Annotated in this window: 14 protein-coding genes; 4 read left to right on the top strand and 10 right to left on the bottom strand. The window is 44.0% G+C overall.

The window, feature by feature from the left end; genetic code table 11:
- The first annotated feature begins 62 nt into the window (after positions 1-62).
- The 4 genes from BLS28_RS06300 to BLS28_RS06285 all read left to right on the top strand — a co-directional run bounded on the left by BLS28_RS06300 (position 63) and on the right by BLS28_RS06285 (position 6,584).
- A complete protein-coding gene (locus tag BLS28_RS06300; RefSeq protein ID WP_218134366.1) occupies positions 63-2,756 on the top strand; it encodes a glycosyltransferase family 2 protein in 2,694 nt (897 codons plus the stop codon).
- Positions 2,757-2,762: 6 nt separating this feature from the next.
- Positions 2,763-4,448 carry a glycoside hydrolase family 26 protein gene (locus BLS28_RS06295; protein WP_091163594.1) on the top strand — a complete coding sequence of 562 codons (1,686 nt, stop codon included), beginning with the start codon at positions 2,763-2,765 and terminating at the stop codon, positions 4,446-4,448.
- 121 nt (positions 4,449-4,569) lie between these two features.
- Positions 4,570-5,520 carry a manganese catalase family protein gene (locus BLS28_RS06290; RefSeq protein ID WP_091163592.1) on the top strand — a complete coding sequence of 317 codons (951 nt, stop codon included), beginning with the start codon at positions 4,570-4,572 and terminating at the stop codon, positions 5,518-5,520.
- A gap of 209 nt (positions 5,521-5,729) precedes the next feature.
- Positions 5,730-6,584 (top strand): SDR family oxidoreductase, encoded by an 855-nt coding sequence (locus BLS28_RS06285; protein WP_091163589.1) that lies wholly within the window; start codon positions 5,730-5,732, stop codon positions 6,582-6,584.
- Between the two features lie 349 nt (positions 6,585-6,933).
- On the opposite strand, the gene BLS28_RS06280 is transcribed toward BLS28_RS06285, so the two are convergent.
- The 10 genes from BLS28_RS06280 to BLS28_RS06235 all read right to left on the bottom strand — a co-directional run.
- Complete coding sequence (locus BLS28_RS06280) at positions 6,934-8,541, bottom strand: arylsulfatase (protein ID WP_091163587.1); 1,608 nt, start codon at positions 8,539-8,541, stop codon at positions 6,934-6,936.
- A 19-nt stretch (positions 8,542-8,560) separates the two neighbouring features.
- A complete protein-coding gene (locus tag BLS28_RS06275) occupies positions 8,561-11,029 on the bottom strand; it encodes a glycoside hydrolase family 31 protein (protein ID WP_091163584.1) in 2,469 nt (822 codons plus the stop codon).
- Positions 11,029-12,174 carry a glycoside hydrolase family 88/105 protein gene (locus BLS28_RS06270; protein ID WP_091163582.1) on the bottom strand — a complete coding sequence of 382 codons (1,146 nt, stop codon included), beginning with the start codon at positions 12,172-12,174 and terminating at the stop codon, positions 11,029-11,031. Before BLS28_RS06270 ends, BLS28_RS06275 begins: the two co-directional genes overlap by 1 nt.
- A 43-nt stretch (positions 12,175-12,217) precedes the next feature.
- The gene (locus BLS28_RS06265; RefSeq protein ID WP_091163579.1) at positions 12,218-14,359 is read right to left on the bottom strand and encodes a hypothetical protein; all 2,142 of its coding nucleotides are present in this window, start codon (positions 14,357-14,359) and stop codon (positions 12,218-12,220) included.
- A 10-nt stretch (positions 14,360-14,369) separates the two neighbouring features.
- A complete protein-coding gene (locus BLS28_RS06260; protein WP_256337360.1) occupies positions 14,370-15,443 on the bottom strand; it encodes a glycoside hydrolase family protein in 1,074 nt (357 codons plus the stop codon).
- A gap of 26 nt (positions 15,444-15,469) precedes the next feature.
- Positions 15,470-16,276 carry a rhamnogalacturonan acetylesterase gene (locus BLS28_RS06255; RefSeq protein ID WP_091163574.1) on the bottom strand — a complete coding sequence of 269 codons (807 nt, stop codon included), beginning with the start codon at positions 16,274-16,276 and terminating at the stop codon, positions 15,470-15,472.
- A gap of 14 nt (positions 16,277-16,290) precedes the next feature.
- A complete protein-coding gene (locus BLS28_RS06250) occupies positions 16,291-17,058 on the bottom strand; it encodes a rhamnogalacturonan acetylesterase (protein ID WP_091163571.1) in 768 nt (255 codons plus the stop codon).
- Position 17,059: 1 nt separating this feature from the next.
- The gene (locus BLS28_RS06245) at positions 17,060-19,996 is read right to left on the bottom strand and encodes an exo-beta-1,4-galactosidase (RefSeq protein WP_256337359.1); all 2,937 of its coding nucleotides are present in this window, start codon (positions 19,994-19,996) and stop codon (positions 17,060-17,062) included.
- Positions 19,974-21,383 (bottom strand): glycoside hydrolase family 28 protein, encoded by a 1,410-nt coding sequence (locus tag BLS28_RS06240; protein ID WP_091163566.1) that lies wholly within the window; start codon positions 21,381-21,383, stop codon positions 19,974-19,976. The genes BLS28_RS06245 and BLS28_RS06240 overlap by 23 nt, the downstream gene beginning before the upstream one ends.
- 196 nt (positions 21,384-21,579) lie before the next feature.
- The coding region (locus tag BLS28_RS06235; RefSeq protein WP_143020703.1) for an IS1595 family transposase at positions 21,580-21,863 on the bottom strand (284 nt) is incomplete at its 5' end.

Below are 21,863 nucleotides of genomic sequence, written 5' to 3'. Positions count from 1 at the left end.
CCATAACGAAACAATATACGGTAGACATATTTACCACGTTTTGCGCCGGTGAACCATATGAAATGATTGTTGAAACACTTACTGCAATTCAGGCTATACATTATCCTCATGAAACCTTTTTGTGTGACGAGGCCGATGACCCTTACCTGAAATCAGTTTGTAAAGAACTGGGCGTTCATCACATAACAAGAACTAAAAAAATCAACGCCAAAGCTGGCAATATTAATAACGCATTAGCCCAGTCATCAGGCGAACTATGTGTAATTCTTGATCCCGACCATATACCCGTACCCGAATTTCTGGATCCGATAATAGCTCATTTTGATAACCCGGAAATTGGTTATGTGCAAATTGTGCAGGCCTATTACAATCATGACATTGGATGGATAGCTAAAGGCGCGGCACAACAAACCTATCAGTTTTACGGCCCGATGATGATGTGCATGAACAGTTATGGCACTGTGCAGGCTATAGGCGCCAATTGTACTTTCAGGCGAACAGCTTTGGAATCCATTGGCGGACATGCGGCCGGGCTGGCTGAAGATATGCATACGGCAATGCAGCTCCATGCACGCAATTGGAAATCCGTTTATGTACCCGCTGTACTGACCCGGGGCCTGGTTCCGGCTACTTTGTCAGCTTATTATAAGCAACAATTGAAATGGTCGCGGGGTGTTTTTGAGCTTCTTGTGACTTCCTACGTTAAACTTTTCAGAAAATTCAACTGGCGGCAGAAACTTCATTACGGTCTTTTACCTCTATTTTACTTATCTGGTTTTGTATTTCTTATTAATTTCTCAATTCCGGTTATATCCCTGTTCACAGATGCTTTTCCGTTAAGGATGGACTTTTCTGAGTTTTTAGTTATCAGTGTTCCTTTTATAACTTCAGTAGTTCTGATCAGGCATTTTGTTCAGCAATGGGTAATGGAGGATAATGAGCGGGGGTTTCATGTGGTGGGAGGATTACTGCTCATAGGTACATGGTGGGTTTTTATATTAGGTTTTGTCTATACTATTATCAGGAAGAACGTTCCTTACATAGCAACCCCCAAGGATATCAAAGATGAAAAAAATTTAAAAAACAACTTACCCAATATTGTAGTGTTGGCTGTATCCATCGCAGCTATTATTTACGGCCTTTACAACGACTGGAATCCCTATACACTTTTTATGTCCGGCATCGTTGGCCTGAATTGTATGTTCATGATATTTATGCTTATCGCAAGTTCAGAACTCAAGTTTCAGGCCTACCTGGATAAACATGCCACATTATTTACGGTCGTTTCAAAAATACAGCATGTTAAAATATTTTTTTGGCTGTTAAGAAGAAAGATATATTTCGGTGTAAGGAAAGTTAGCCTGATACTTAGCATATTAGTGGTTGGCATCTGCATATATGCTTCTCAGGAATCGGATGAAGATGCAAACTTTAATGTTGCGCGTGGTTTCGATGCTAACAATGATAATAGCAAAAAGTCTTTTGCAGAGTTCATCTCTTCATCAGACACCACCGGGTTATCGCAATTGATCAGGCAATCGCGACTTTACAATAGCACTTCGCGAGCGTCTTCAGATACTTCGATAAATATTATTGAACAAGATCCAGTCACCGGTCAAAAACGTTTATCAGTAAACCCTCCATTCTTTTCTTCAGTAAAAGGCGTAATCTACTCTAAAGGAAACTACTGGTACAAGAACATAGCTCCGCTAACCAAAAAAATGATAGTTAATGATTTTGAAGACATTCGAAAAGCGGGGATAAATACAATAAAAATATATGGACCTAATATTTACGACCACTCAATTTTTGAAGCAGCCGCACAAAAGGGCTTAAAAATTAATTATAGCTTCTGGGTGCCTGCCCCATCAAGCTTCATTAATGACACCACCTACCTGCACGAGCAATTCAATATCATCCTTAACACCATAAATAAAAATAAATCAAACCCTAACATCAGTGCCTGGAACTTAGGCAATAGTACCTACCAGCAACTATCCCAATTTTATCATGGGCCACAGTTGTACCAGGCCCAACAGCATTATATCAATTTGTTAAAACGTTTGGTAAATGAAATTAAACATGAAGACCCAACAAGGCCATTAACCATCGACCTTTTATCCTCACCCACACTCAACCCTGCTATGCAAATATTAAAGGAGCAAATACCGGCAATTGATGCTTTCGGAGTAATTGTTGATAATAAACAGTCATTGAAATATGTTAGCCTTGATTTTAAAATACCTTATTTTTTCAGTTGCACTGATCCCGGCGCACTCGAAGGTGTACAGCATTCCGGCGGAATTTTTTACGCTAACTGGCAGGATCAACAAAGCGGCACTGCTGTCACGTTTGACGGTTTAAAAGACGTATGGGGCAGAAATAAACGTTACCTTTATAAAATAAGCAAGAACTGGAATGGCAATACACCTATCTATAATTTGCCCGATATTAAAATACTGAAACCTGCATTAACAACTACTCCGGGGGCATCCCTGCGCTATAACGCCCTGGTATTTTCCTACGGCCACTGGAACATCGCTGCCTATTTAAAAACCGGATTGAAATTTGAATGGTATCTTGTCAAAACAGATAATTGGGGCAATGCAACCGGCATGAAAAAGGTAGGAAGCAGTCCGGATGTATACGTTACAATCCCCAAAAATGACGACAGATACAGGCTGTACCTTGTTGCAACCGATGGCGATAATGTAACTGTTGACTACGCAACATTAAATACCCCTTTTCAAAATTAATCGTCAATGAAAAAAAAGTCCGTAAAGATTTATTTAGCGATCAGTTTAGGTATAATCCTCGTTATATCCTTTTGGGGCATTAAAATTTTCCGCAGTGATTATTTTACAAACAACTACTACCGCAGCAACGAACAAGTGGTTGGCATATTTAACCGCAGGAATTTAAGTGATACCTTACCGGCCAAACCTATTATTTGTTACACGGCAGTGTTTAAAAATACGGCTATAAGGTCAAGCCGGGGCAATGTGGATACAGCTTTGGCTAACAATGATGTACTAATCACCGTGGAAACCTGGCTTAAAGGTGTAGATTATAAAAACAACGTTTTAACTGAAGTGCTCAATGGTAGTTTTGATAAGCAGATTCATGAACTGGCTGTTTTGGCGGCAAAAAGTCACCATCAGGTTTTTATCCGCTGGAATCCTGACATGGAAGTACCGGCCAGCGTATTTCCATGGCAATATAAATCGCCTAAAGACTATATTACTTCATTTAATTATTTTTCAAAAAAATTTAAAATGATTGCCCCAAAGGCACAAATCATATGGGGTCCGTCTGGTTATCCCGGCGATACCGAATACTGGCCCGGAAATAAGACCGTTGATTATGTAAGTATAACACTTGGAAGCCAATCAGAAAATACCACCCACTTTTATCCAAAAGACAGTACGGTTTCTGATATGTTAAAACATAAGCTTCATCGCTTAAGGTTTATAGACAAACCGGTATTGATCATAGACAATAATACCGGAAAAACACCTTTTAAATACAGTTGGCTAAACGAACAAAAAGACTATTTTATAAAATACCGGAATACCGTATACAGTGCCGACAACTACGCGGATAGTGCCGCTAAAAAGCCGGTAAGGGCCTCGCTCAAGATTGGGGTATTTGACCCAAATAAAAAACTGCTCAATCAACCAAGAATTAGTGTAGAACATCTTTTTACAGATTGGGGCGAAGTTGAAAGAGGCGATTTTGAAAAAAAATTTTCGGAGGTCATTAACCGTCACCATGAAGTTATTGTAACTATGGAGCCATGGCGTGACACCAGCGGAATACCGGATACTGCTGTTATGGAAAGTATATTAAACGGCCGTTATAACAAACAGATTAAAAAATTATTTAATATAATTTCTGCCACACAAAACATCGTTTATCTCAGATGGATGCATGAAATGGAGATCCCTATCCACCGGTACAAGTGGCAAAGCCAGGACCCTGTTACTTATATCAATGCCTTCAGATATTTTATGCAGTTTGACGGAGGACCGGGCAAAAATGTCAGAAAGGTTTGGGGACCTGCCGGCGACCGGGGCTCGGCGGATTTTTGGCCCGGAAGCGATGTAGTAGATTATATCAGTATAGCCATTTACGGTTTGCCGGATAAAAACATTACCGATCAGGATAAGCAGGAAGCCTTCAGCACCATATTTAACCGAAAATATTTTCGGATGAGATTTCTTGATAAGCCTTTGTTCATAACCGAATTCGGTGTAAAGGGATCAGAAAGCTTCCAGGACAAATGGCTTGCCGATGCCGCTGAAACAATAAATGCGAACCCTCATGTTTTTGGCGTTTGCTACTTTAATTTATATGACAACCCCAAAGCCTGGGGTGATATTAAAGCACCTAACTGGAGCATTACTCCGCAGTCGATGCTCAAATTTTGCAGTTTATTGAAACAGTAATCATATTAATGATTGGTAAAATAGATCACTTTTATTTCATATTAAAAAAATTTATTAAATTATAAAACATAAAACACTACCCTTGGTTGTATCATAACACTATCTACCAAAATCAAATGTTATGTTTCACCATGTAAAAGAACTACAATTTAACGCGCGCGTATCGCGCCCCGATCCCCGGTTTGCCAATTTATTGCTGGAACAGTTTGGCGGAGAGAACGGCGAACTGGCCGCAGCCATGCAATACTTCACGCAGGCCTTTGGTGCCAAGGTGCCGTACCCCGACAAATATGATATGCTGATGGATATCGCCACAGAGGAATTCAGTCACCTTGAAATCGTGGGCGCCACTATTCAAATGCTCCTCAAAGGCGTTAATGGCGAACTTAAGAATGCTGCCGACAGTTCCGAGATCATGCAGGTTTTGAATGGTAAAGCTGCCAAAGAAGATATTATTCACCAGGCAGTATTCGCCAATCCACAGTTTGGCGTTATTACAGGCGGCGGTGTTACGCCCCGCAACAGCCAGGGCATACCATGGTGTGCAAGTTATATCCATTCAAATGGCGACCTGACCGTCGATCTTCGCAGTAACCTTGCCTCAGAGTCACGCGCCAAGCTGGTTTATGAACACCTGATGAAATTCACCAATGATCCTTACATTCACGAAACACTGTCTTTCCTGATGACCCGTGAAGTGGCGCATTACAAGATGTTTGAAGCGGCTTTAAACGATATCCAGCCGAACTTTCCACCAGGGGTACTGGCAGCCGATCCACGCTTTACCCAGCAGTATTTCAATATGTCTAATGGTGCCGACGTTCACGGCCCGTGGAACGAAGGCGAAATGCCCGATTTGGAAAAAGAATTTATTTACATAGCTGACCCGGTAAAGCACGTCAGGGAAACACAGGGCCTCACCCAACTGGAAGACGATAAGGCGAGGGAACTTAAACAGGCCGAAAAGCTGAATAAGCAAATGAGCCAGGAAAAAAGCACCGAAGTAAAGGACTCTGAGCCCGAAGGCGTGGCGCAATGGAGTATTTATCCTGATAATAATAAAACGGCCTGAAATACTTAAAAAAAACTACCGGCCGTCATCCTGCTGATGACGGCTTTTATTAAACAGTTGCCCAGGCATTTTTAATGCCGCTAACTCCCCCCCTTTTCGAAAGCTTTAGAGCTAACGATTTTTTAAGAAAGTTTAAACAACTTTCAATAAGCGTCTGTGTTCCGGCTTTCGTTAGTCAACTCAACAACAACACTTTTTTAAAAGAATCTATGATAACCAAAGAAGAAACACCGCAAAAGCAGGATAGGCAGCCAGGTATTGAAGCAAAGATGCATCCGGCTCCGGAATACATTAAAGACAACTATAAAGCTGCCGGAAAGTTGCAAGGAAAAATAGCCCTCATTACCGGGGGCGATAGTGGAATTGGCCGCGCGGTAAGCGTACATTTTGCGCAGGAAGGTGCTAATGTGGCCATCGTTTACCTGGAGGAGGACGAAGATGCCGAAATCACAAAGGACCTGGTTGAATTAACAGGCCAGCAATGCTTGCTTATTAAAGGGGACGTAAAAGACCCGGCCTTTTGCAAACACGCGGTACAACAAACCATACAAGAATTTGGTAAACTCAATATCCTGGTGAACAATGCAGGTATGCAATTCCCGCAAAAAGACGTCAGGGCAATTGATCCCGGACAACTGGATGTTACCTTCCGCACCAATATATTTGCCTATTTTTATTTTGCAGAAGCTGCATTAGATCACATGCATGCAGGCGATTGCATTATCAATACCACTTCGGTAACCGCCTATCGTTCTTCGCCTTCGCTTATTGATTACTCATCAACCAAAGGCGCTATCACTACCTTTACGCGATCACTGGCTACCAACCTGACAGAAAAAGGGATCCGGGTTAACGCCGTAGCGCCCGGACCGGTCTGGACCCCACTTATTGTATCCACCTTCGACGAAGAAAAGATCAAAAAGTTTGGCTGTGAAACGGCTATGAAACGTGCCGGACAGCCTTCTGAGCTTGGTCCCGCCTATGTTTTCCTGGCTTCAGACGACTCTTCCTTTATTACAGGTCAGGTAATCCATGTAAACGGCGGCGAAGTAGTAAACGGATAAGACGACACCTGTTAAAAGTAAACCCAAGCACAACGTCAGTTATCTTCCTCCGGGCAGAGCCCGGCTTCGCAGTAAAAGAAAATCACCTTTTTTTGTGATAATAACATCACCATGAAAACAACAAATTGATAATTGCAGTTCCTCTACCTCACCACCGGCTGTAATCCTGCTTATCGAAATAAAAAAATAGACGGCTCACCGATAGCAGCAGTGTAAACAGGGGCGGCGGGCCATCGTTATTTCATTGGTTTGTGGATGGGCATTAACGGTACTATGTGGAACTGAGCTAAAACATTGGCATTGGTAAAAGCGGGAATACACAAACTTAAAGCCAGTCTATACTTTTTAATTATTCACGTTTCGCTTTTGCTAACTTATCAAACTCCACAACACCAGCACGGGCGGCCCAGTCGCTATACATTGCTTCAAGTTCAGCTACTTTTTGAGGGTATTGGACACTCAGGTCATTTAGCTCGGAGCGGTCCGTGCTGATATTATAGAGTTCCCATTTATTTTCGGGGCGTTGCGATACCAGTTTCCAGTCGCCCTTCCTTACAGCACGATTGCCCTCGTGTTCAAAAAACAGCCCGTTATGTCCTTGCCACTTCTGGCCTTTAAATACCGGGACAAGACTTATACCCTCCGTGGGTGTAATGCTATTGCCATGATAAACTTTGGGATAAGTTGCTCCGGCCAGATCAAGGCAGGTAGCCATCAGATCGATAATGTGGGCAGGTTTATTGACTATTGCCCCCGGCTTAATCACATCGGGGAAATAAGCTATAAAAGGGGTAGCTGTGCCGCCCTCATATTCCCAGTGCTTAAACAAGCGAAAAGGCGTATCGCTCACATTGGCACCTAATGACCCGTACGATGTAAAAGATGTTGGATCACTTGCAGGCTTACTGTTTGCAGCCAGTACCTCGGAGGTAAAACCCGGTCCGGCAATAGTTTCATTACTGGCCCCATTGTCTGACAGGAACATGATCACCGTATTTTTATCCTCGCCCAGCTCTTTAAGTTTTTTCCTGATGCGGCCTATATTCTGATCCATCCGGTCAACCATCGCAGCGTATACGGCCATTTTAGTATCAAACTGCTCTTTTTCTTCAGGAGTAAGGCTATCCCATTCCGGTACGCTCTTATCCCTTGGCGAAAGCTTTTCATCTTTGCGAATGATACCTAATTGCTTTTGACGTTCAAGCCGTTCCTGCCTGAGTTTATCCCAACCTTTCAGGTACTTGCCTTTGTATTTGGCAATATCCTCAGGCAGCGCCTGAATTGGCCAGTGCGGACTGGTAAAAGCCATGTACAAAAAGAATGGCTTGCCTGTACCTTTATTACCCTCAATAAATTTAAGGGCATAATCGGCATAAGCATTGGTTGAATACCAGTTTGGTCCCGGTGTATATTCCTTATCATCTAAAGCAATGGTAAGCTTTTGATTAGGGCGGTACGGCATGGTTGGAGTAAAATAGCTGCTTGCACCGTCTATCAAACCAAAGTAATGATCAAAACCGCGTTTAACCGGCCAGCGCGAGGGGTCTGTACCCACATGCCATTTGCCTGCCATCAGCGTATTATAGCCACCTTCTTTAAGCGCTTCGGCTATGGTTACGCAGTTTTGGTTCAGGTAGCCCTGGTAAGCCGGTACATCGCGGTGGTTTACCATATCGCCTACCCCGGCCTGATGCTGATAAAGCCCAGTAAGTAACGACGCGCGGGTTGGGCAGCAGCGCGATGCGTTGTAAAACTGGGTCATGCGCAAACCACCTTTCGCCATCGCATCAAGATTGGGCGTTTGCGTGTCGGAGCCGAAACAGCCTATATCCGAGTAGCCCATATCATCGGCCAAAATAATAATGATGTTTGGCCGCTTAGCTGGTTGCTTATCCTGGGCAAATATTGGATTGCTTGCTACTGCAAAAAGAAAGATGGTTTGAAGGAACTTTTTCATAGGAGACGATTATCGCAATCTATTTAAAATTAAGGGTAATATCATCCCTGTTACTATTGGATGTTTTTATCCAAAGCAAATGATTGATTTTATCATAATACCAGCCAGCTGTTTTGTCTAATGCTTCAACATGATCAGCCGCTTTCAATGTTTCATTATTTTCTATTATTGAAGATGGAGCATTATCATAAGCCCAATGTATTTTTGTCAAATAAGTATGCTGCGCCGGGGTAAAGTTACCTGTGGGCTTTTTAATTTGCAGTTGCCAGCCATCGGCAGTATTGGTCACAGCAATTTGGGTGATCGCCTTGTCGCCCTGTTTATATTTTAAACTGATGCCATCATCTTCATACAACTTAAACTCAGATGCCTGGCCCAAAAACACGTCCAGCGTTATCACATCTACCGGTTTTTCATCCATGTATTTCATGGCCAGTTGCATTGGGATAATGCCTCCTGCTTTTACAAAAATGGGTAGATGATCTGGAGGGGTCAGGATATGGATATATTGCTTTCCGGTATATTTTATGCCCGTCCAATAGTCAAACCAAATTCCTTTTGGTAAATAAACAGTACGCGTTTGTGCGCCCTTTACAGTTACCGGGCAAACCATCATGTTGTCACCAAACAGGTATTGATCGGCTATATTGTAGGTATTGGGATCGTCCTGGTATTCCAGCACCAAAGCGCGCATAAGCGGCATACCGGTTTGATATTGCGTGTACGCATTGCTATAGATATAGGGAATCATCCTGTAACGCAGATCGTCGTACTTTTTAAAGTTAGCCAAAGCCTCAGCCCCATAATTCCAGGGTTCTTTATAGCCCGGATGGTCCATACCAAAAACCATAGCTACCGGACTAAACATACCAAACTGTACCCAACGCATGTATAATTCCGGATCGGCCGCGTGTTCAAAACCGCCCATGCAATGTGCCCAATATCCAACGCCCGACAGGCCAATATTTAACCCGGCTTTTATAACCGGAGCAAAGTATTGCCATTCGCTTGGCCAATCACCGGCAAAAATGAAGGGATAACGTTGGATCCCTGAATAACCTTCCCGGGTTTGATTTAATCCGCGAATGCCATTATATTCCTGAAATTTTAAATACGGAGCTTTAGCATAAGCGATGGGAAATACATTATGAAGTTGTGCCACTTCTCTACCAGTAGGCCCAACTTTTTCACTTTCATTGGCTAATGAACCAAAGGCACTGCCTTCATCTGTTTTCAGGAATTTAGCACCAATTGAGGCTACTTTCATCACGCCGTTATACCACCACCAGTTTGCAGCCCGCTGATCAAAAAAGTTCACAAACTCGCCTGGTTTGCCATTTTCGGGATAGGTAAAACCTTTGGCCTGTGCCTCATCAAGCAGGTTCAGATTTTTGGCGTTATCAAACCTTGGGCGGATATGCAGGCCCACCATTTTAAAGTTCATGGCATACAGGCTATCAAACATGGCTTTGGGATCCTTAAATGTTTCGCGCCATTCAAAGGAGGTAGCTCCTTTGCCCCCATTTTTACCAAACAAGCGCCAGGTTGAATCGAGGAAAAGGATATCAACCGGGATCCCCATCTCGCGCATTTTGCGGGCCAGTTCTATTACATATCTGTCCGAAGTAAGTTCCTCATGTCCCCAGGTGCCGCCGCTATAAGTGCCCATATGCAAACCGAAGGCAAACCTCGGCAACAATGGCGATTTACCTGTGATGCTTAAATAACTGCTTAAAATAACCGGGAACGTTGGACCGTAAATAAAGTAGTAATCCAATTCGCCATCATTCGCTTTAAAGCTGTATTCATCATCAGTTTTGCTACCCATATCCCATTCGGTAGCTGATGAATTATGCAGATAGATGCCATAGCCCTTAGTGCTCATAAAAAATGGCACCGGGCAGTAGTTAGCTTCGTTGATATTATAAGCGCCAAGCAAATTATTTTTGCTTTTTCCCCGGCCCACGTTCAGCTTTACCAGTTTGTTACGCTGTTCGGTAAAATCCATGCGCTCACCAAAGCCAAAGAAATGCTCATCGGGAAGCAAGTCTTTAGTACACATAACCATATCACCTATGTGATGCAAACCTCCATTTTGTTTACTATCAGGCACGTACTCTGATGATAACATCACGCCCTTGCTGTCTGCGACATTAATTATAAACGGTGATTTAATTACCGTGATAATCAAGGCCGACGTTTGGATTATGTATGCCGATTTAGCATCAGTTATTTTATAATCAACAGCGGGCCACGTATAATTTTCCTGCATTAAGTGCTCATCCGGTGCAAATTTGCGGCTCCAACTGGCCCTTACCCGAAACATGGATGCTGAGCACAACTCAATTTTAACATCTCCGTTGGCGTTACTGAATAACAAGGTGTTGCCATCTTTTTTGTATCCGGATTTATTGCTGCCAATACCCGTTTGCGCAAAGGCAGTCACCCCGATTAAAACAAAAGCTAAAAACAAGGATACCTTTTTCATTATTTGCTCAGTTTATAAACTTCGCTGCCGGCCAACAGGAAACACCCCAAACCATAATCTTCAAAATCGGGCACATTATTGTACCCTACCGGCTGTCCGTCTTTTGGCTCTTTGCCTGTTCCCTGTACAAAACCCAGCATGCCATCCGGATGCAGGCACTCTTTTGCAATGGCATTCCATGCTTTGAAAACTATTGGCAGATAGGTTTTCTTTTTAAGGATCCCATGATTGATCCCCCAGGCCATACCGTAAGTAAACAAAGCCGTGCCCGATAGTTCCTTACCGCCAAAATTGGTCGAGTCCTTCAGGCTCACATTCCAATAGCCATCAGCACGTTGCAGAGGCACCAAAGCCTCAATCATTTCTTTATAAACCGATAAGTATTCATTGCGATGAGGTGCATTTTTAGACATAACTTCTAACACGCGCAGCATGGCAGCCACTACCCAACCGTTCCCGCGCGACCAGTAGCAATCCGCTCCGTTAGGCTCTTTATATGGGGGTACAAAGTCTTTATCACGCCACCAAAGATGATCGACCGTGTTATACAATCCTTTGCCACCGTGAACGGTTTTTGAGTAATTGTAGATGTCGAACATCTTTTCATAATACTTATTGTCGTTATACACCGCACCGAGCCTGGCATATACCGGCATAGCCATTTGCAGCGCATCTATCCAGTTCCAGTCATCCTTTTTTTCGCTGTTCACCATCAGGTCGATGCTTTGCTTTATTTTTTCAATGCGTTCTGGCTTTTTATCTACCAGGTAAAGATCGATATAGGTTTGCCCGCAGCATTGATTGTCGGCATTACGGGTATCAACAGCGCCACGAGGGCTCCACTGATGTTTTTCGCCCCAATCAACTGCATAATCATAGTACCTTTTTTGAGGATCGATTTTATACATCGCCATCAGCCCTTCGTAATAAACAGCCCTCGTCCACAAATTGCTGGTACGGGTGACATTTTTTACGGTAACAGACGTTCCCGGATCCGGCCATTTCTGCATAAAATAATTATTGGCCAGGGCCATACCGGCCAACACCTCTGTTTTTGCAGGCAGTTGGGCAAATGCACTACCTATCATACCCATAACAGCGCATGCGCTTAATACCGTTTTTATTGTAAGCAATAATTTATTCATATCGTAGATTTTATATATCCATTCTAAAAAGACACGTTAAACATTAAGGCATTTTCCTGAGCCCTTCCCACCTTACTTTCCACTTCCCATCTTTTGGGAAACCGGGATTTACAGTGGTTGAGCCATCCCAGCCGGCACACATCATGGCTACAGCGGCCAGTAAACCACCGTTGCCAGGCAGGTACATGCGTAATCGCCCGTCCTGGTAATTGTGGCCGTTGGCTAAGTAAGTATTGGTTTTTATGGGCATAAACAAAGCATCGACAGCTTTATCAGGCATATTTAAACGGGCTGCTGTCATGGCAGTCATTGGGAAATCCCAGCCCCAGGTATCCTTCCAATCCCATACATCCCAAACCAGGTTAAAGGTTTCCTTCATTACCACGGTATCCAGTTTATCATTATAGGGCAGCATACCATAAGCAGCCAATACTGCCGGGTGGTCTGTTTTTAATTTAGGATTAGTATAGGCATCGGGCGAGCTTTCAGCAGCGAGGTAAACGCCATCCTTTTGGGGTAACCGGGCCAATTTATCCAGGATTTGGGCATACTTTTTATCCGGCTGCAAGCCCAGGCGTTTGAGCCATTGCTGGGCGGTATTTAAAGCCCAGCGCCAGTATTGCAACTCATAGGTTGGATTATATGTTTCTTCGGGCTTGTAACGTTCCTGCGCCAGGATAATTCCTTTGCCTAAATTATACCGGTCATGCTCCTTATCATAAGTGGGAAACGAGGCCATAAAATCTGCATCGGCCAGTACAAGGTCTTTATATTTGTCGAGGGTTTCCTTATTTGGGTGCGCGCGGTAGTCCAGCTCAGCAAAATAAATAAAATGCGGTTGCTGCCAGATCAGGAATGCCCCTACCGATGATGGGCTTTCATTGCCATCGGGATCGGTCATTTTTTGCCAGCGGATGCCATCATATCCTTGTCTTTTGGCGATAGCCCTGGCATTGGCTTTTACGTGATGGTACCAGTCCAAACTGTTTTCGAGCAATTTCTCTCTGCCCCATAGTGCAAAATGGATCCCGTGCCACCAGTGCATCTCGAGGTGCGGTTTACCATACCAGCTGTTATACGTTAAGCCGGTTTCCTGCGGGGGCTGATGACCAGAACATTGTATTTTGGTAAGATATTGAGACAGCACCACCCTGCGTTCCAGTTCCTTTGCGCGGGGATCGGTACTGCCACTGAAATCGACCGCACCTCCGCTTTGCCAAAAGGCTTTCCATTGCTGTATGCTGTTGGCTTGCGTTTGGGCAAAACCAGGTAAAGCCGCAGTGGATTTCTTTGGATTAAACGAACAGGTAAACGTCAGTTCAGCGGCTTTATCCAGAGGCGTTAACACAAACTGATGGGCAGCAGTATGCTTAACCGAAGCTACACCGTTCCAGGCGAGGCGAACAAAATATTGGCTGGTATCCAAACGATGAATGATGGTAGCCTCGCTGGCACCGGAACCAACAATTGCCGAATAGTGTTTTTGCGGATTTTTCCAGTTATCGCCATAGTCGGCAAACTGATTGGTGGGGAAAGGGAAACATAGCCTTACCTTAAGTCTCCCCTGCGCTAACAATGGCGATTGTACTTTCACAGCTATCAGATCCTGCCCCTGGTGCGCATAGGTTTCAACTTTTACCTGTTCGCCGTCAAAAGTAAATGAGCTGCTGATGCACCCTGTCCACAAATTAAGTTCCTGCCGGATATTTTGAATATCGGTTATCTGTGCCTCGCTCACATCCTTATGCAATAACAGGAAACCAAGGTTACCCAATTGCAGGCGATGTACATTTTCCCTGAACCAATTGGCAGCATTCCTGTTACGGCCGGGCTGGTTCCATTGTATCGAATAACTTACGTTACGGCCATTGAGCGTATAGGTTTTTAAAGTTTCATCAAACTTGTAGCCTGCTGTATCTTTAAAGCTGTGCCAGCCCCACTCTGATTGTGTTCCTAAGGGAATGCCCTTATCGTAATGTTCAGGAAAAGTTTGCAAGCCGGTAGCATCAACCGTAAAAGCAAATCGACCATTACCAACCGAGAGAGGAGAAAGCGTATCCGTGCCACTATTTATGACATTGTGCCTTTGCACCAAAGCCTTACGGTCAATTTTATTTTGCGCCCTCAATAAAACCGGCCAAACAACAACAAATAATGCAAAATATACGGGCAGTATTTTCTTCATGTTGAGGATGCTATGATTCTATTTTAAATATGAATGGCGATGCTGTCATGTATTTACCGCCCTGCGATGTAGTAAACATGTAAGTGGGTTTACCATTTTGAAATAAAAGCTGAGGCCTTTCAAACCTGCCGTATTTATTCAAATATTTCGGTGGCGGTGGTTGATTGATATGGTAATAATCGGCGTTAAAATAGCCAATCTCCGGTTCGCCCCATTTTTTACCGGTTTTTGATTCCATGTATAAACCATACTGGTGATTAAATACCCCCATGTCCCGGGCAAGCATTCTAAAGCGTCCCCTGTCAAGCCAAACAAAAGCATCCTCCAACTGGGCATTATTGCCTCGTCCCGAAAAATCTATAACCGGGTTGCCATCATACTTGATATAAGGGCCTTCCAGCTTATCGGCAATAGCTAAACCATATTTACGGTTCCCCTTTACCAATGGGTCGGTTGATGTTTCATATTCTTTGGTGTTCCATGATTTATAAAACAGCCAATATTGCCCGTTGGGATGTTTAACAAACGCGGGGTTTGTAGTACAATGATCGTCCCATGCACCTTCGGGACCGGGCAGCAACAGTGGTTCATCCGGACGGGTCCAGGGGCCGTCAAGCGAATCGGCTGTAGCCAGGCCTATTCGTTTTGTATTGGTTTTACCGTTGGAGTTGCCCATAAAAAACAGGCAATATTTACCATCAACTACTTTTATCGACGGGTTATGACAGGTAGTAGCATCCCAATAACCCGGACCACGCGGGGCGAGGATTGTTTCTAAAAACTTATACTCGCTTTCCGGCGTATCTGCCACAGCATGGCATATTTCAGATCCGTTGATCCATCCGCCCATTTTTTTTGAAGCAATCCATCTTGAAAAAAATACGTGGATCCTGCCATCAGGTCCCTCTATCGGGCTATTGCACCAAACGTAATAACCCTCCATTTCCAGCTTACGGCCAACAGGCTTCAGTTTTTTAGCGAATGCCGAAACATGATCATTTGGATTACCAAAAGCCAAACCCGGCAATAACGCCATTGCCGAAGCCATACTTAACTGTTCAATAAAATCTCTTCTTTTCATCATCCGGACACAATCAATTACAGAACCTGTTACTTCAGATATTTATTGAGCGCCAACTGATTGAACGATCGGATGCCCTGAATAACCATGCTGGCATTTAGCTGCGCACCCGGCTCAAGTGTATGCGTGGCATCAGTACCGAAGTAAGTTGATTTAACTTTTGCTTCGCCCTCCTGGTCATAATCATCGGCAATCAGTTTGTTTAGGTCGATGAAAAACGCCCCGGTTTGTTCGCCCAACTCACGTGCCCATTGCCCATAGCTGTTTTCATTATTGCGGCCTGCAGATTTGCCATCTTTCCACACATTACGGGGTATAGGCGAACAAATAATAGGCGTTGCGCCCTTCGCTTTAATATCCGCAATAAATTTGCGCATATACCAGCCGTAGGTATGTACCACCTCTTTTACTTTCCGTATCGGGTTGTATATTTCCTGCTGTTCGCCGCCAATACCTTTGATAGTTCCGCGGGCCCGGGCTGTGTCATCAAGCGCGCCGCTATCATTATGGCCAAACTGCATGATCACAAAGTCGCCGGGTTTGATTTTAACCAATACCTTGTCCCACAAACCCATAGTTTGGAAGGTGCGGCTGCTGGTGCCCCCAAGCGCGTCATTTTCGACCGTTATTTTTGTTGTATCAAAATAAGGGGCTATGTAATTCCCCCATCCCCATAAACCACCATCGCCTTTGCCTTTACCATTTTTTACAGTCGAATCGCCTATCAGGTAAAAGGTTGGCTTATCGGCAGGTTTCATCAACATAAAAGAAGATAACAGCATAACCAGGACAAGCAATAAGCCTAAGCCGGCATTTGTACGGATCATATTTTTCATAGCAGCCCGAAATTTTAGTTTTTAAGGTATTTATTCAGAGAGTTTACGGGATTGGCCCGGATGCCATCAACTACTGATTCTGCATTTATAGTAGCGCCCATCTTGTTAGTATGGGTATGATCTCCGGGGAAAAATTTCTTAACCGAATCAGCTCCCCATTGATCATATTTATCGGCAGTGATATGGTTCATATCAATAAAGATGGCACCTTCCTGCTGTGCCACTTCTTGTGCCCATTTACCATAATCATTATCGGCACGAATAACTTTGCCATCACGAAATTCATTACGAGGGATCATGGACAGTACTATAGGTGTTGCACCTTTAGCTTTGGTATCCCTTATAAATTTGTGAAAATACCAGCCATAGGTATGTACTGTTTCTTTGGTACCATTAGGCCAGGTAAGCTCTACCGTTTCATTACCTGTACCCTTTAATACACCCCGATAACCGGCTTTTGTGGTATCGGGCTTACTGCCTTCATTATGACCAAATACCATCATCACATAATCGCCCGGTTTTAATAATGAATCAACCTTGTTCCAGCGGCCTTCCTTTATAAAAGTGCGCGTGCTGCGACCAGCCATGGCATGGTTTTCAATATTGATCTTTGCCAGATCGAAATAGTATGGGATAATGCTTCCCCAGCCCCATGTTTCTTTATCGTTGTTATGCGTGGTAGAATCGCCAATTAAATAAATGGTTGGCTTTTGCTGATTGATAAAAGACAGGCCGGCAAAGGCCATTATTAATAAAGCTAAAACTGGTTTCAATACTTTCATATTACTTTTTTATGTTTTTAGGCTTCAGTTCGTCAGGTGCGCCGTTGGTATAGGACACAAACACCTCTTTTGAAGCAGTTTTGAAAAGATCATCAACAGTTTCCATCGAAATGCTGTCAGCAGGTTTAAACTGCGGTGACGACATATATTTTAAAATGCTGTAATATAATTGCTTTGCCGCCGGCCTGTCTTCGCCGGTTGTTGGCGAAAGATCGGCACTGCTCACCATCAGGCTCCCCTTACCCACCCTGACTTCAAAGAGCAATGCCAAACGGCGGTTCATGAACCAGGTATCAATAGGCTGAATAACCGGGCGGAATGTTGCCGGAAAATCTTCCAGGTGCATTACCTGCACATTCGAGAGGATATCCCACCATTGTATTTCACTATAGGATGATGTCGGGAAATCATTAAACGCAGGATGCTTAGGATCGCACACAAAACCAAGCGTATGCGGAGGGCGCATTTTAAACCAGGAGGTATTCCAGAAAACAGGAGTAAATGATTGTATAATTTCCTTGCCCTTTATTACCTTACCCGAGGCATTCAGAAATACTTTGCCGCCATTATTGAGTACCTCTTTGGCCTTATCATCCAGCGAAGTAGTATAATACACATCGGTTTTCACAGCAGGCAAGTTTGCGGGATACACCCAAAAATCCCAGTCGTTTACATATTGAGTGTTAGGCACGGCTACTTCAAGGTTCAGTTTTACCGGCGATTTTATTTTTGATAAAGCCACACTAATCACTCCTGCCTGCTGGCAGTTACCCATTACATAGCTTTTTTTATCAAGCACACCTTCGCTAATCACTTTATGTTGCGCATCGGTTAATTTCCAGTTCATCGCGGTTGTCATAGGCTTGCTATAGTTAAACAGCTCAACCTGCGCTTTTAGCGTTTCGTTGTTTTGATATACAAACTTTTCGGTACGGATAAGCGGCACTGTTGCATTGCAAAACCGGGCAAACTGCCTTGCTGTAATATAGCCCTTACTATCCCAAAAGGCATTGAGTACACCAACCAGGGCAGTACCCTGTCCCGGATAGTCATTTAACGAAAGCAACTGAAAGCCCGAATAGCCGGGTGTACGCATGGCTTTTTCAATTTCGTGCTTATAACATAAAGCCTGTAATTTTCCCGAAGCCATCAGGAATTTTTCGGCCTCATCGGCCATTCCATGATCTTGGAGGTCTTCCTGAAAAAGTTCAAAGTTTTTGGCTTTATATATCCCCGTATATTTCCTGATTTCCTTAAAATCGGGGAAAGCACAATATTGCCCCATCTCATGGGCCACAAAGGGCACATTAAACTGAGCTATCTGTTTGCTGTAATCAGAGTAACTTTCGGGCCGCTGGTTCCAGGCCAAACCACGCGCACCCGCACGGGCCATATATTCGTTATTGAGGATTACCGGCCAACTACCGCCTACCGCCGCTCCTGTGTAAAGCCTGCGCGGATCTTTAGCTTTCCAGTAATCAACAAATTTAGTAAGGTATTCTACCTGTTTACCGCTTGGCTCATTACCATAAGCCATCATACAAAACGAAGGATGATTACCGTACCACTTAACCATGCGGTTTGTTTCGTCATAAATATATTGGTCGATAGGCCGCCCCACACCCAAACCACTGCCATGATTTGCCCATGACGGCCCTTCCACATGCAAGTAGAAGCCGGCTTTATCAGCTGCATCGAAAGCAGCCTCAGGCGGGCACCAGGAGTGAAACCGCATGTGGTTAAGCCCGTGTTCCCTGCAAATCTTAAAGATCCGGTCCCATTCTGCTTCGGTAGTAGGCGGATAACCGGTAAGCGGGAACTCACAGTTATTCACCGTACCACGCAGAAAAACGGGTTTGCCATTTATGGTAAATGTTTTTCCATCGGCCTTAAACTCATGCATGCCAAAATCCACCTGCCTTGTATCTGTTGATCCATCCGCAGTGTGCAGCGTTGCTGTAAGCCGGTATAAAACCGGATTAAATTCATCCCATGTCTGCATTTTTACGCCCATCGGCAAGTCAATCGTTAACTCTGCTACACTATCCTTGATATCAACAGGCTTACTTACAACTGGTATTAGCTGTAAAACCGGGCTATTAAATGCTTTGGCCGAAACTGTGATTTTACCGTTAGCAGTTCCCCTTTCGGTTTTAATCAGTATTTTGATATGGGCTGTTTTTTGTTTCAGATCAGGGTATACCTGGATCTCATCCAGCCAGGTCTGGTCTCCGGCTCTCAGCTCCATTTTGCCGATCACGCCATTCCAGTTGCCCTGTGTATGATCAGTAATACTATGTGAATCGGGTCCTACGTTGATCGCTTTAACGCGGTTATCAATACAAAGTGTAATTTGATGTTTTCCGGGCGATAGTTTGTTTCCCAGATCAAATTGATGCGGGGCTACCAGGCTGTTTTGCATCCCAATTTCGGTATCATCAACCCATAACCTGGTTTCGGTATGAGCCCGTTCGAGAAAAAGCACAAGGTGTTTGTTTTTCCAATCTGCAGGGATAATTACTTCTTTTTTATACCATGCAGCTCCTGTATAGTGTTTCGGCGGTGTAAGCCAGAAAGGTATTTTGAGGTTGCCAGGCACCCGGTACTTAGCTAAACGCGGGTTATAAAACCATGAACTGTCATAAATACTTCCTGTCCATTTTGTTTTAAGGCTGATGTCATCTCCTTTTAAGTTTTGGATCATGGAGCCTGGCAAATGGATAGTATCCGTAAGCGGTCTCAAGAACCATTTCTCTTCAATCCCCTTATCGGCCGAATCCATCTGAAACTGCCACCGGCCTGCCAGCGAAATAACACTACCTCTCTTTTGTGCCGAAGGAACTGACCAGGCACTAAAAAGCAATGCCAAACCTGCTCCCACGCAAACAAGAATTCTCTTTAAAAACTTGTATTTATTATTGACCTGCGCCGGCATCATTTAAATTAAGTTTTGTGTTATCCTGAGTATTGATCTGTGAGTTTTTCCACTCCCATGCCTGTGCAAACTGCACATCACCTGCAGTACCCGCCTCAATATTAACTCTATCAAAATGAAAATTTTGCATAGTTGATTCTTTAAGCCCAATAGCATTAATGGCCTTTTTAGCGCCGGTAACTTTAATATTTGAAATATAAACATCCTTAAAGTGCGGGATCCCTTTTTCCGCGGGATCCACTTTATGCAGGATCTTTTTCCAATGATCGGGCAGCGTTGCTTCATTGTAACCATCGGGTAATTTAGAATAGCTGTAGCTTGGGTTCCAGTTCATAGTGATTTGAAAAGCCGTGCCTACGCCATTCATGGTTATGTTTGTAAAGTGGATATCCTCAACCGTGCCGCCGCGCGTAATTGCAGATTTAATGTTTAACCCATTACTGGTTCCGTTACCTGTAAGGTCGGTGGCAAGCACATGCCTGATCCCGCCCGAAGTTTCGCTGCCGCAGGTAAGCAATCCTGCCCCCGCCCTTGATACACATTTGCGGATCACCACATATTCGGTCGGTTTATTTACCCGCAACCCATCCCAATCCCTGCCGGCTTTAAGGCAAAAATCATCGTCGTTACAATCAATATCGCAGTTTTGCACAAGGATCCAGCTGGACGAATCTATATCTATGCCATCTGTCGATGGCCCATGCCCATCAACGTTATTGCGGATGGTGATGCCATCAACAGTTACATGATCTGAGTAAAGCAACTGCACCGTCCAGAACCCCGCCTGTTGCAACGTAACATTTTTAATGGTAACATCTGCCGAGTTGGAAACCAGCAACGTACGCGGACGCTTGGCGTCGTAGTCAACTATCCAGCGTAAACCTTTAGGGTCATATTCGGCCCGCATTTTCCGGTAGAGGTCCCAAAATGGTTTACCCTGTGCGTTTACCAGTCCTTTCCCGGTAATTGCCACATTGGCTTGCCCGGCTATGTTGATCAAAGCGGCAGGCCATTTCATTTCAATACCGGCAACGCGGGTATCAATTTCGGGGTAATCTTTCAGGTCCTGGCTACCCAACAACGTTACTCCCTCATCAATATTGAGGCAAACATTATTCTTTAAAAAAATGGAACCTGTCAAATATTTACCGGGTTTAAATGAGACTATACCACCTCCTTTTGCCGAGCATTGGTCAATAGTTTTTTGTATCGCTACTGTATTTACGGTGTTGCCATCGTTAGCCGCACCATTGTCATTAACATACCACACTACTGTTTTTTGCGGCGCATGCCTGGCCCCAACCTTTTTTGCCCAGTCCAGGTTAGTTTGCCCGTTTACTGCATTCGCGGCAATAACTATCAGGAAAACAGAATAACGTAATAATTTCATAGGTAAGCTTATTCTTTAAATGGTTTATCCCCCCAAGCAGGCATAGCCGTCAACCTAAGGTATAAAAAGCGGGGGAACGTGCGATTCCCCTCTTGAGAGGAGCTGAGGGGTGTGTCTCTGCTTTGATAAACCTACTGCAGAAACACACCCCTGCTACCACTCTCCCTCCGCGCCCCCTCTCAAGAGTAATAGCCCATCAAGAGGCAGTAGCCATTTTGTTAATTAAAAAGTTAAACACCTGGTTATTGCCTCTATTGTTATATTTAAATGTGAACTCATTCAGGTATGATTGCAAATGTCTGAGCGATACTTTATGGTATTGACCATATATCCCCCGTTTTAACAATGTCCAAAAGCCCTCAATCGTATTGGTGTGATACTCTCCCCGGGCATACTCTTCTTTTTCCTTGTTTAATACCTGATGTTCACGGAATATTTTATTTAAACCGGCATATCCACCAAAGCCGTCCGTTACAATAG

It is taken from the genome of Mucilaginibacter gossypii (genome assembly GCF_900100945.1).
Classification (GTDB): domain Bacteria; phylum Bacteroidota; class Bacteroidia; order Sphingobacteriales; family Sphingobacteriaceae; genus Mucilaginibacter; species Mucilaginibacter gossypii.
The sequence above is the reverse complement of the archived record's forward strand: the minus strand, read 5'-3'. Positions and strand labels throughout refer to the sequence as shown.